Source organism: Sapientia aquatica, assembly GCF_004358105.1.
GTDB lineage: Bacteria > Pseudomonadota > Gammaproteobacteria > Burkholderiales > Burkholderiaceae_D > Solimicrobium > Solimicrobium aquaticum.
Genome location: NZ_SMYL01000012.1, coordinates 56,392 through 69,614 on the forward strand (window position 1 = coordinate 56,392; position 13,223 = coordinate 69,614).

General features: G+C 47.3%; 9 protein-coding genes. All 9 read left to right on the plus strand.

Translation table 11 applies throughout. From position 1 onward, the window contains the following. Window positions 1-294 precede the first annotated feature (294 nt). The 9 genes from putA to E2I14_RS16870 all read left to right on the plus strand — a co-directional run bounded on the left by putA (window position 295) and on the right by E2I14_RS16870 (window position 12,978). Complete coding sequence (gene putA / locus E2I14_RS16835) at window positions 295-3,924, plus strand: trifunctional transcriptional regulator/proline dehydrogenase/L-glutamate gamma-semialdehyde dehydrogenase (RefSeq protein WP_133330675.1); 3,630 nt, start codon at window positions 295-297, stop codon at window positions 3,922-3,924. Between the two features lie 313 nt (window positions 3,925-4,237). Next, a complete protein-coding gene (locus E2I14_RS16840) occupies window positions 4,238-5,503 on the plus strand; it encodes a hypothetical protein (RefSeq protein WP_133330677.1) in 1,266 nt (421 codons plus the stop codon). A gap of 50 nt (window positions 5,504-5,553) precedes the next feature. Then, complete coding sequence (locus tag E2I14_RS16845; RefSeq protein ID WP_227544773.1) at window positions 5,554-6,879, plus strand: cytochrome P450; 1,326 nt, start codon at window positions 5,554-5,556, stop codon at window positions 6,877-6,879. A gap of 48 nt (window positions 6,880-6,927) precedes the next feature. Beyond that, on the plus strand, window positions 6,928-7,272 hold the full coding sequence (locus E2I14_RS19360; RefSeq protein WP_165967875.1) for a hypothetical protein: 345 nt from the start codon (window positions 6,928-6,930) through the stop codon (window positions 7,270-7,272). A 219-nt stretch (window positions 7,273-7,491) separates the two neighbouring features. Continuing rightward, window positions 7,492-8,388, plus strand: a complete 897-nt coding sequence (locus E2I14_RS16850) for a DMT family transporter (protein ID WP_133330679.1) — start codon at window positions 7,492-7,494, stop codon at window positions 8,386-8,388. A 503-nt stretch (window positions 8,389-8,891) separates the two neighbouring features. Then, window positions 8,892-10,307 carry a mannose-1-phosphate guanylyltransferase/mannose-6-phosphate isomerase gene (locus E2I14_RS16855; RefSeq protein WP_133330750.1) on the plus strand — a complete coding sequence of 472 codons (1,416 nt, stop codon included), beginning with the start codon at window positions 8,892-8,894 and terminating at the stop codon, window positions 10,305-10,307. 248 nt (window positions 10,308-10,555) lie between these two features. Further along, window positions 10,556-11,530, plus strand: coding sequence for a hypothetical protein (locus E2I14_RS16860; RefSeq protein ID WP_133330681.1), 975 nt, complete (start codon window positions 10,556-10,558; stop codon window positions 11,528-11,530). Window positions 11,531-11,536: 6 nt separating this feature from the next. Continuing rightward, window positions 11,537-12,331, plus strand: a complete 795-nt coding sequence (locus tag E2I14_RS16865; protein WP_133330683.1) for an ABC transporter permease — start codon at window positions 11,537-11,539, stop codon at window positions 12,329-12,331. Continuing rightward, window positions 12,328-12,978 carry an ABC transporter ATP-binding protein gene (locus E2I14_RS16870; protein WP_133330685.1) on the plus strand — a complete coding sequence of 217 codons (651 nt, stop codon included), beginning with the start codon at window positions 12,328-12,330 and terminating at the stop codon, window positions 12,976-12,978. The genes E2I14_RS16865 and E2I14_RS16870 overlap by 4 nt, the downstream gene beginning before the upstream one ends. Window positions 12,979-13,223: the final 245 nt, after the last annotated feature.

The window sequence follows — 13,223 nt, forward strand, 5'->3', positions numbered from 1 at the left end:
TGGCTGAAAATACCGAATAAATAGTTCTTAATCGTTATTTGATTATTATTTTTTATTGCCGTTAGTCACTGCTTTTACTGCCTCAATTTCATCGAAATTACACTTTAGTAAGCGAAATTTATCTTTTAGCCAGCCTATGAGTTGATTTCAGGCAAAAAGTTTCTTTGCATAACTTTATAGTTTCAAATTAAGCCTAGGCGATCACGGTTTGCACTAACAACAGCGCGCGTTGTTTCCGGCAACTTGCACACCGCGATTAACTAGACACTTATTCACCACTAGAACACAGACAAAATGACTCAACCATTCGCCTTTCTCCACACAGAAGTCCTAACTCATCCCAGCGCTTTGCGATTGGCCATTACCGAGGCTTATCGCCGCAATGAATCGCAGGCGGTGCACTATTTATTAGAGCAACTGCCTAGGTTCGATCACGCGCCGATTCAAAGCTTAGCGAAAAAGTTGGTCAAAGACGTGCGCGAACAGCGTACTCGCGCCTCGGGTGTGGATGCGTTGATGCATGAGTTCTCGCTCTCGTCGGAAGAAGGCGTTGCGTTGATGTGTTTGGCCGAGGCGTTATTGCGCATTCCCGATCATCAAACAGTGGACCGTTTAATTGCCGACAAAATCAGCAAAGGCGATTGGCGCAAACATTTAGGCGAATCGCCCTCGATGTTTGTTAACGCCGCAACGTGGGGCTTATTGGTGACCGGAAAACTCGTTTCGACCAATAGCGAACAAGGTTTAACGTCGGCGCTCACCAAATTAATTTCCAAAGGTGGTGAGCCGCTCATCCGTAAGGGCGTTGATTTAGCAATGCGTATGTTGGGCAATCAATTCGTCACCGGACAAACGATAGAAGAAGCGCTCAATAACAGTAAAGATAACGAAAAACGCGGTTACCGCTATTCCTACGATATGCTCGGCGAAGCGGCCTTGACTGCCAAAGACGCCGCGTTTTATTACGCTGCATATGAAACAGCGATACACGCCATCGGTACAGCATCGGCGGGTCGCGGCATTAAAAATGGGCCGGGAATTTCGGTCAAATTATCCGCCTTGCATCCACGCTATTCGCGCGCGCAGCACGAGCGGGTGATGGATGAATTGCTGCCTAGTTTGAAAAAATTGCTCCTGTTAGCGAAGCATTACAACATTGGTTTTAACATCGATGCGGAAGAAGCGGATCGCTTAGAACTGTCGTTGGATTTGGTCGAAGCCTTAGCATTTGATGCTGACTTAAACGGCTTTGAAGGTTTAGGCATTGTGGTGCAAGCGTATCAAAAGCGCTGCCCCTATGTGATCGATTATTTGATCGATTTGGCGCGCCGCAGTCAGCAAAAATTTATGATTCGTTTGGTCAAAGGCGCGTATTGGGATTCCGAAATCAAACGCGCACAAGTCGATGGTTTGTCCGATTATCCGGTCTATACGCGCAAGGTGTACACCGACGTTTCTTATCTGTTCTGCGCGAAAAAATTACTCGCCGCCACCGACGTTATTTATCCTCAATTTGCCACCCATAATGCGCTGACTTTATCGGCTATTTATACATGGGCGCAAGAGCAAAACATCACTGATTATGAATTCCAATGTCTACACGGTATGGGCGAAACCTTGTACGACAAAGTGGTTGGCGCAGATCAATTAAATCGTCCATGTCGTATCTATGCGCCGGTTGGCTCGCACGAAACATTGCTGGCTTATTTGGTGCGTCGCCTATTAGAAAACGGCGCCAATTCATCCTTCGTCAATCAAATTGTGGACGAATCGATTTCGCTCGATTCTTTAGTCGAAAATCCGGTTTCTATTGCCGAAAAATTAGCCGGGCTGCCGCATTTTGGCATTAGCTTACCGAGCGCTTTGTTCGGCCACGAGCGTAAAAATTCGGCTGGATTTGATTTCTCTAACGAGCAAGTCCTACGCGAGTTGTCGCGTGATATTACTCAATTTTCAGCGCACAAATGGCATGCCAAGCCACTGCTGCACGGAATCGCTAGCGCACATGTTAGCGAAGTCGTTACCAATCCTGCGGTGCATACCGACATCGTCGGTCATGTGATTGAAGCCACTAGTCACGACGTAGAAACAGCCTTGGTTGCTGCTGAAACTCACGCCTCCGAATGGGCCGCTGTAAGTACTGCTGAGCGTGCTAAGTGTTTGAACAAAGCAGCAGATTTGCTTGAAACTAATCGCATTGAATTTATCGCCTTAGCCATTCGCGAAGCGGGAAAATCGTTCCCCAATGCAGTTGCCGAAGTACGCGAAGCGGTTGATTTTTTACGCTATTACGCCGCGCAAATTATCTCGACAGAATTGTCCGCCGCTTTGGGTCCCGTCGTTTGTATTAGCCCTTGGAATTTCCCGCTCGCGATTTTCTTGGGCGAAGTATCCGCCTCGTTAGCTGTGGGTAATGTGGTGCTCGCCAAACCGGCTGAACAAACGCCGTTAATCGCTTTCCGTGCGGTGCAGATATTGCATAAAGCGGGCGTGCCAACTTCGGCGCTGCAATTCTTACCGGGTCGCGGCGAAACAGTTGGCGCTAAATTGGTGGCTGATTCACGTTGCAAAGGCGTGATTTTTACCGGCTCAACCGAAGTCGCACAAATCATTAATCAAACTTTAGCTAAACGTTCTGCCGCGGAAAAACAAGACATCCCATTGATCGCTGAAACTGGCGGACAAAACGCCTTAATCGTCGATAGCAGCGCGTTACCAGAGCAAGTCGTTATCGACGTATTGAACTCCGCCTTTGATAGCGCTGGGCAGCGTTGTTCAGCACTGCGCGTGCTGTGCTTGCAAAACGATATCTTTGATAAAACGATGCAAATGCTGCAGGGCGCGATGCAAGAACTGCGGATCGGTAATCCAGATCGCTTATCGGTGGACATTGGCCCAGTGATTGATTTAGAAGCTAAAAATAAATTATTAGCGCACATCGCCAATTTAAAAACGCAAGCTAATTCGTTCCATCAATTAGCGTTGTCGGAAGAATGCAATCTTGGTCATTTCGTCGCGCCCACCGTGATAGAAATTCCTTCCATCGCTGCGCTCAAGCACGAAGTCTTTGGCCCTGTTTTGCACGTTGTCCGTTATAAACGCGATGAGCTACCGCAATTGATCGAGCAAATTAATCAAACCGGTTATGGCTTAACCTTGGGCGTTCATTCACGTATTGATGAAACGATTCAGTTTGTGATTGATCATGCGCACGTGGGTAATATTTACGTCAACCGCAATATCGTGGGCGCAGTCGTGGGTGTACAGCCGTTTGGTGGCGAAGGCAAATCAGGCACGGGGCCAAAAGCTGGTGGCCCGCTTTACCTCAAACGCCTGCAACGCAACAGCACGGACCAAATCGGCGGTCACTCGGTGTTCGAGCGTTCCGCCCCTGCGTTGTTGAACGATTTAATGGTTTGGTTTAAAACCCACGGTCACGATAAAAATGCCGCATTGGCGGAACAATATGCCTTATCGTCGCCACGTAAAATGTCCTTGGTCTTGCCAGGGCCAACCGGTGAGCGCAACACTTTATCGTTTGCACCGCGCGGCAATATTTACTGCGCTGCACCCGATGTGACGACGTTGCTCAACCAATTGGCAGCAGTGCTGGCTACCGAAAATTGTCCGGTGATGTCGAAAGCCACATTCGGATTAATTCCCGCGAGTTTGCCGGCATCGATCAAATCGCTAATTAAAATCAATGAAGTCGATAACGTGCATTCTCAAATCGCGTTACTCGATAAATCGTTGTCGAACTCACTCAAAACGATCATCGCGTTTCAAGACGAGTTCATCACCAGCATCATCGAGACTTCCGAGAACGAACCAATCCCGCTCTGGCGCTTGCTAGCAGAACGCGCCGTTTGTATTAACACGACTGCCGCCGGTGGTAACGCTAGTCTGATGACATTGGATAGTTGATTAGTTTCTGGTCGAATTAAACCCTCAAAAATAAACGCCCTAAGGTCGCATGCTCGTGCTGATCTTGGGGCGTTTTTTGTCAATTTAAAACTCACTGTACAAAATAAAGTGCAAGCTGCTCGCGTTTAAATTGCAAACGAAATTAACTCCATCAAAAGTCGATTTAACAGATGTTGGGAAAGTGGTCTCACCACCAAACTAAAACATCACTTCATCCCAAAATTTATTCTTTAGTCCGCCAATTTAGCGTTTAATTTAAACGACTCGCCTGTCCACGCACCAAGAACATCTTCCACGCCGCTAGGAGCTTATCTTGACCGTCAAGCATCGCCAAATCTATTTCATGAGCGGCTTTGATCCGCGCGGGGTGTCGCACTATTACCGACTTTACCGCGACCAAGCAATGCAGCAGCAGAAGGCGGGCGGGCTGCGCTTATCGGTCGGTCCATTGCAGCGCAATTTAGATCGTTTTGTCAGTCATTGGGAAATACGGGATTTGTCTATAAACCATATGGCAAGCGATACTGCAAATCACGAAGAGAAAGAGCATGCAAATGGTAACGCAATTGAGTGGACGACCATCAGTACTTACCATTTTTTGCACTGGGATGACATCGTCCGCAAGCATTGGCTGCGCGATGACCTCACGGTGGCACTGAACTATTTACATACATTTTGGGTGTATTTATCTACAGGCACGCTTAGTCAAATTGCCAGACTCGCGTGGCCGCCTTTCATCACCGCCATCGCACCGCTGATCATGTTATTGATGCTATTGATTTTCGGCTTAGCGTCGATTTCATGGGTAAGTCCGACCGTACCAAACGTTTGGCTAATAATTTCGATCAGGGGAATATTGGTGCTAGTTTTTTTAGTCTTTACACATAAAATTATTCAACAACTCAACCTACGATATAAAATTTTTTGGCTGCTGCGGATCTACTATTTTGCAGCCCAGCAAGCTCACGAAAGGGTGACCGAACTAGCACAACGCTTGGACTATTTTGCGCGATACATTGTGGAGCATGCAGAACCGACGACAGATGAAATTCTCATCGTTGGCCATAGCATTGGCAGCATTATGGTGACCGATTTAATCGGATGTATCTTGCAACAGCAGGTCAACTTTTGTGCCAGCGGGATGCCACGACTTAGTTTGATGACCTTGGGTGAATGTATTCCGATTGTGAGCCTCATTCCCAGCGCAAAAAGATACCGTGATAATTTAGTTCGTATTCGCGATTGCCAGCAACTTGAATGGATTGATTTTACTGCCCCGACCGATGGCATCTGCTTTGCATTAACTGATCCACTTAGCGCATCGGGATTGAAGCAAAGTCAGCCGAATCACCCCAAACCAAAATTGCTTTCCCCGCGTTATGCCCAATTATTTACAGCACATACCTACTCAAGCATTCGGCGCAATTGGTATCGGAATCATTTCCAATATTTGATGGCAAGTGAAGTACCGGGTACCTATGATTATTTCGCTATCACCGCAGGCAAATTAACGCTAAGGCAGCGCTTTATTGATATCCCATCTGTGACTGGCTATAAGACGCCGGTTCCATTGTTATGACGCGCTTTTGTCCTGTCTATCCGACGCCAAAAGCAAGGCGTGCATCCTTATTGAAGCTGTTTTTTAGCGCACGCTATTCATGGCTAGATAGCCTGTTTGAGCGCAGCTATACGATGCATTTGGGCGAAGTGCATTTACCAAGCCTAGATTTATATATGGTTAATGAGCCAGCACTGGTGCATCGAGTGTTGATTGAAGAAGTTCATCATTTCCCCAAAAGCGCCTTGTTGGATGCCGCCTTAAAACCTTTACTCGGGGACAGCATCTTTACGACTAATGGCGCGCAATGGGAGCGACAACGCCGCATGATGGAGCCATCATTTGAGCAGGCTAGGCTTAAGTCAGTCTTCGCATCGATGTCAGCGGCAGCACATGTCATGCAAATGCGACTACAACAACTCCTTGACCGCGCTAACGTCGACGTTGAACAAGAAATGACATTGGTCACTGCTGATATTATTTTTAGGACGATTCTTTCGACCTCGTTAAATGAGGGTGACGCTGGCCAGATTTTTAACGCGTTTAAGCAATTTCAACGGCACGTACCGAAATTAATCAGCCATCGGATTTTTGGGATTCCCAGCGTATTCAGTCCACTCCTAACCAAGCATCGCGCCGGCATTTTTGCACAGCAAATACGCAGCTTACTGGGGCAAGCGATCGCACCGCGATTTGCGGCCTTTCACGCTGGTATGCCAGATCCGCATCAGGATATTCTTAGCGAACTCTTAAAGGCCAGAGATCAAGCTACCGGACAGAGTTTTAGTTCGGATGAGCTGCTCGATCAAGTGACTATGCTTTTTTTGGCGGGCCACGAAACCTCTGCCAGCGCGTTGTCGTGGGCGTTGTATTTGTTAGCCAATAGCACTGAGGTACAAGCGCGTTGCTATGACGAGGTGATTGCAATGCAAGTCAACGACCAACTTACTTATGCAACTATTCGCAAACTTCAACTCGTCCGCAATGTAGTCCGCGAAACTCTCAGGCTATATCCGCCAGTAGGCTTTTTTGCGCGGCAATCACAGGTAACGACAATGATGCGCGATAAGGTTGTGCGGCGCGACGCGGCCATCGTAGTCGCTCCTTGGCTCATCCATCGACATCGCACACTGTGGGATAAGCCCGATGAATTCAATCCTGATCGATTTGCCTGTAACGACGCGCGTGAATCGATCAAGAATGCATATCTCCCGTTCGGCTTAGGGCCACGGGTATGCATCGGTGCGTCGTTCGCGCTCCAAGAAGCTACCCTAATTTTGGCAACGCTTATCAAACATTTTCGCTTTGAGGCATTAGCCAACGTCCAACCCAAGCCGGTCGGAAGATTAACGATTCGATCCGATAACGGCATTCAATTGCGCGTTTGCCGACGTTAAGAAACTCGCTTGATCAGTTTCCGATTATTTATTAGAAGGACTAGTTTTGTGAAAGAAAGAGCTGCTGGATTTTTACTTATGTGCGGAATCGTTCCATTAGCTTTGCTCGGCTACCTAATCATTGTTGCCATTGGTTTTTGCGGACCAGTCAGCCGCGCCCGCGCTGGAGTTAGGGCGCTCGACCATTTCGTCAACGCATCAGTATTGAATGGCTACGCGTGGGAATCGGTGTCCTCGCATGCTTGGCGCGAGAGGGACAAATTATGGGCAAAGTTGATAATCCGCATCGCGGACTTAATTCAACAAGGACACTGTGAACGGGCTAACAAACGGGAGCAAGCGTTGGTGGATTTTGCGCTCGCTCGTGGATTGGAGCAGCCAACGATCAAATAAATATTTCATGTTGAACAAAGCTATCAACCTCAACTCCAACAGATCAACTTTTACAAAAACAATTAAGAAGCTACTTGTAAATCAATTAGCATTTATTTACTATCACCGCTCTGCTGTTATTGATGCACACCGCATCAACGACAAAATTTCACTCTACATAAAAGCAATGCTCTACCCGTCGCTAGAAAATCCACATCACCTTTAAATTAAGAGAATTACATGGCAACAAAAATTAGTAGCGGCGGCAAGCCAAACGGTGTTTGGCTGGCTGATTTGATGTTATTCGCGGTAGCCATCGTTTGGGGTACTAGTTATGGTGTCACCAAAGGCGTGGTGGCGTTCTATCCAGTTTTAGGATTTCTATCTGTCCGATTCATCTTAACGTTTGTTCTCTTGCTGCCCGTTTGGAAAAATAGTCAAAGCACACAGATCAAAGAAACCGTACAAATTGGTGTTCCCCTAGGACTAGTTTTACTGTCTGTTTTTGCCTGTGAAACTTTCGGAGTAGGGCTAACTACCGCCTCAAACGCCGCCTTCTTAATAAGCATGTGCGTAGTGTTCACGCCGTTTGTCGAGTGGCTCGTTTTACACGTGCGCCCGTCCTTGGCGAGTTGCATTGCTACGCTGATCTCTTTAATCGGTGCGTTGATTTTGACATCTGGAATTACGCTGTCATTTAATTTAGGCGACGCACTATTACTCGCTGCCGCAATGCTACGTGCCTACATGGTGACGCTAACGAAGAAGCGTACGTCCGGAAAGCAAATTAATTCCTTGGCATTGACTGCGGTTCAATGTGGCGTTGTAGGAATCGGCTGCCTAGTTCTCGCACTCCTTACTTCAAACGGGAGTATGCCGCCGCTACCGCTGCGAAATGAATTCTGGTTCGCCACAATCTACCTCGTATTGTTTTGCACCATCTTCGCTTTTTTTGCCCAGAACTATGCGGTACGCCAAACGTCTCCAACACGCGTGCATTTATTGATGGGAATGGAACCGGTTTTCGGTGCGCTGTTTGCCATGTATTGGTTAGGTGAACAACTCACACCATTTGCGTGGCTTGGAGGTCTGATGATTGTTGGGCCGTCGCTTTGGGCAACTTTACACAAACCGTAAAATTCTCAACTTATTTTTGGATGGATTTTTGTGCATCGGCTGAGCTTTTTTTGGTCGATTTTTTCATTCAACTTAAGACCTAAAATGAACCGTACTGTGTGATATTTTTTGGCAAGTCCGTTTGATCAAGATGCATATCCGATTAACCGCAAATCACAAATTCCCACCCCAATCTCTCGTTAACAAAGCTCACATTCTTTGAAAATAAAAGACAAACTTTGCGCTTCAGATGCGACACTTTTTAATTCTTCCGTGGTTTAAAACAAGATTTATTGACGATTACGTATCGCCATACTTATGATGAATTGACGACGCGATGCTGATTTAAAAAAACTTCAGCCTCCAAAAATAGTTCGAAAAATATGTCGCTCTGATCGGAAATAAGTAACATTAAATAACGCACGAAATCTCTGTGTGCACTAGGCAGTTTGGTCTACACCAACGCGTTAATTGGTTTGATCGCCAACGGAAGTAGTCATTGGTTTGGAAAGGGGTGTTTTATGGTGCAATTCGTACCTACCATCTTATGCGGCGGTGTCGGTTCGCGCCTTTGGCCGATCTCACGACAACATCATCCCAAACCATTTATACGCTTATCTGACGGCCAAAGCTTGCTGCAAAAAGCCATGCTGCGCGGTGCGAAATTAGACGGCGCTATTGAAGTATTAACTGTCTCTAACCGCGAACTGTTATTCAAACTCGAAGACGAATACCGCGAAGTTAATCACGCGCAGATTGACACCTCTTTCATCCTTGAACCGTTCGGCAAAAATACCGCTGCAGCAATTGCTTGTGCGGCATTGCATATTGCTGACGTACACGGGCCAGCTACGATATTGCTGATTCTACCCGCTGATCATTTAATCTCTAATCAAGCTGCTTTCGAACAGGCGACCAAGCAGGCAATTCACCTCGCCAATGACAATCGACTTGTCACCTTCGGCATCAAACCAGATTGTCCGCAGACTGCTTATGGTTACATTGAGGCGAGCAAAAATAACGTGCTGCGCTTTATTGAAAAACCTTCCAGAGAAAAAGCACAAGCCTACTTTGAATCAGGAAAGTTTCTCTGGAATTCGGGCATGTTCTGTTTTAAAGCCAGCACGATGATAACGGCCTTGCGCGAGCATTGTCCTGATATCTTGTCCGCAACCCAGCGCTGCATAGAACAATCACCGCTTGTTAAAGGACGTAGTTTTAGCCAGTTAGCACTCGATGCCGCTAGCTTCGATTTAATTCGGGATGAATCCATCGATTTTGCGGTGATGGAAAAAGCGTCCAACGTCGCCGTCGTTCCATGCGACATAGGCTGGAGCGACATCGGTTCGTGGGACGCATTTAGCGAGTTGCTCGATGGTGACGAAAACGGTAATCGAATTGACGGACATGCCATCACCCACCACAGCGCGAACTGCTACATCAAATCCGATAGCAGAATTGTCGGTGCCGTTGGGCTCAACGACTTGATCATCGTCGATACGCCTGACGCGCTTTTGGTCGCGGACAAAAATAGATCACAAGATGTGAAGCACATCTTTTCTGCCCTGAAATTACAAAATCACGATGTACACAAAAATCACACTACCGTACACCGGCCTTGGGGCACTTATACGATTTTGCAAGAAAGCGATAACTTCAAAATTAAACGTATCGAGGTCAAACCGGGCGCATCACTTTCATTACAAATGCACCATCACCGCAGCGAGCATTGGATAGTCGTTAGTGGCATGGCTAGGGTAGTCAACGGCAGCGAAGAGATTTTTGTACGGGTGAACGAATCGACTTATATCCCAGCGGGACATCAACATCGTTTAGAGAATCCTGGCTTACTCAATTTGGTGATGATCGAAGTACAAAGTGGTCAGTATTTGGGTGAGGACGATATCGTGCGATTTAGCGATGTGTACGGACGGGCTTAAGAAGCGTTGTGTTTTAAGTTGATCGATTAGCGATTTATTTCGAAGTAAAGGAAGTCAACTTGACGACTACTCTCAATCTCAGTAACAGCCAAAGACTTAGCCCTACAAACGCACCCAGAGTATGGCGGTCACGGTTAAAAAAAATTAATGGGCTATTTGTAGCGACTGTCGTTATTCCAACGTTATTGGCGATAATTTACTGGGGATTCATTGCGTCAGACGTGTACGTTTCGGAATCACGATTTACTGTGCAAGCGCCCAGACCTAAGCAAAGCAGCACAGGCATTGGGGCCATCTTGCAAAGCGCGGGCGCAGGACATGGGCAAGAAGATAGTAACGACGTAGAGAGTTTCATCCTGTCACGCGACGCCTTGCAGCAATTATCGAAACAAATGCCAGTCCAGCATGCGTACGCCGATCATCATATCGATCTATTTAGCCGGTTTGCTGCGCTGGATGGCGACACGAGTTTTGAAGCTCTGTACCGCTATTACTTAAAGCGGATTGAAATCGACCTCGATCCTGTTTCGGGTATTCCCTCGCTCAAGGTGTCCGCTTATAGCGCCGAAGACGCATACCAAATCAACGAAAAGCTGCTGCGTTTGGCTGAAGAAATGGTTAACAAAATGAGCGCTCGGGCACGAACAGAAACGATAGGCTTCGCCCAAGCCGCGGTCGACGAAGCGCAAGATAAAGTAAAAAAAACAGGCGCGGCATTGTCGGCATTTCGGCAAAAAAAATCGTTGTTCGACCCAGAACATCAATCCACAGCCCAGCTAGCAATTATTACCAAAATCGAAGAAAGCATTATCACGACCAAGTCGCAGCTAGAACAGTTCACCACATTCGCACCGAGCAATCCGCAAGTTCCATCGCTAAAAAAACAGCTCGCTAGTTTGCAGGCAGAAATGAAATTACAGATGGATAAGGTCGCTGGATTAAGTGCATCACTAACGACAGAATCGCCTGAATACGAGCGTCTAACGTTAGAAAAAGAATTCGCCGCCAAACAACTACAAGGCGCAGTGGCTTCACTAGAAGAAGCGCGGATCGAGGCCGCGCGCAAACAGCTTTACTTAGAACGCATCGTCGAACCCATCACGCCCGACATGGCAATGGAACCTCGACGCAGCCGCAATATTATCGCGACTTTATTACTTGGCTTAGTGGCTTGGGGCGTCTTGAGTATGCTGTTAGCGAGTGTTAGGGAACATCAGGATTGAGCGCGTATGAACGATACGACCACCTTTAAGCAATCACTCACGATTAATCTGCGCGTCATCGGAGCACTGTTGATGCGCGAGATAATTACCCGCTATGGCAGACACAATCTGGGCTTTTTATGGCTATTTCTCGAACCGATGATGTTCACCTTGGGCGTGACAGCAATTTGGTCATACACGCATGCGAATCACCTTGGTTCAACTTTGCCCATCGCCGCTTTTACGCTCACCGGATACTCGACCATCCTTTTGTGGCGCAACATGCCAACCAGATGTGTGAGCGCTGTCATTCCCAATTTAGGGTTGATGTACCACCGTAATGTTGTGTTACTCGATATTTTTGTTTCGCGCATTGTGCTTGAGGTCACGGCAGTTACCGCTTCATTCAGTACTCTGGGCATTCTGTTTTTTAGCAGTGGTTTAATGAAAGCCCCGGAGGACATTGTTCCTGTGTTGATCGGCTGGATGATGTTGGCGTGGTTCGGCGCCTCTATGTCTCTGTTCGTAGGCGCGTTGGGAGCTCGCTCTGAGGTGATCGAAAAAATTTGGCACCCGATTTCTTACCTCACATTTCCCTTATCTGGTGCGGCATTCATGCTGGAATGGTTGCCTGCTCCGGCTAGAGCAGTTTTGATTTGGATGCCTACGGTGAACTGCTGCGAAATTATCCGACAGGGTTTTTTTGGTCCCATGGTGCATGCCCATTACGACATGAGCTACGTAGCAATTTTCAATACTTGCTTGATGTTGCTGGGCTTAGCTCAAGTGCGCTTAGTCGCAGAAAGAATCGCTCCACAATGATTACGCTTGACCAATTAGTGAAGCAGTATCCCACCAGACAAGGATTAAACACCGTGCTTAATGGCATCAACCTAAACATTATGGCAGGTGAAAAAATCGGTATTTTGGGTCGCAACGGTGCGGGGAAATCAACACTGATTCGCTTAATTAGTGGCGCAGAGCATCCTACCCGCGGTCATGTGCGCCGCACCATGAGCGTATCTTGGCCGTTGGCCTTTACAGGCGCGTTTCAGGGTTCACTCTCTGGCCTAGATAACCTGCGCTTCATCTGCCGCATTTACGGTAAAGACTGGAAAGAACGTGTGGGCTATGTAGAAGACTTTGCCGAGCTAGGTAGATATCTGCGCGAACCGCTAAAAAACTATTCGGCTGGCATGACCGCCAGATTGGCCTTTGCAATTTCTATGTCAATTGAATTCGATTGCTTTCTGATCGACGAAACCATCTCCGTCGGTGATCGCCGCTTCCAGGATAAATGTCATACCGAACTATTTGAAAAACGCAAGGACCGCGCCTTAATCATGGTCTCGCACGAAGCACACAACATCCGTGATCACTGCCGCCGCGGCTGCGTAATCAACAACGGCAAGCTGCATGAGTTTGACGAGGTGGATTCGGCTTACGCTTATTACAATGAAAATTGCTGAAATGGAGATGTTTGGCTATGTTTAAGAAAAACAATAAGGTTAAAGTGCTGCTCGAAATGCGGCCAGCGTTTGAGGGCTTTGCCGGGATACCACAAGAAGTCCGATTACTTTTCCGTGGATTGCGCAAAATTGATTCAGTCGAGGTCGAAGGAATGCTGCAAACATCGCGACGAAGGCTCGCGCGAGGAACCATTAATAAAGAAAATTTTTTTTCCAGAAGATTATCTAGTGCGCGTCGTTTCGCC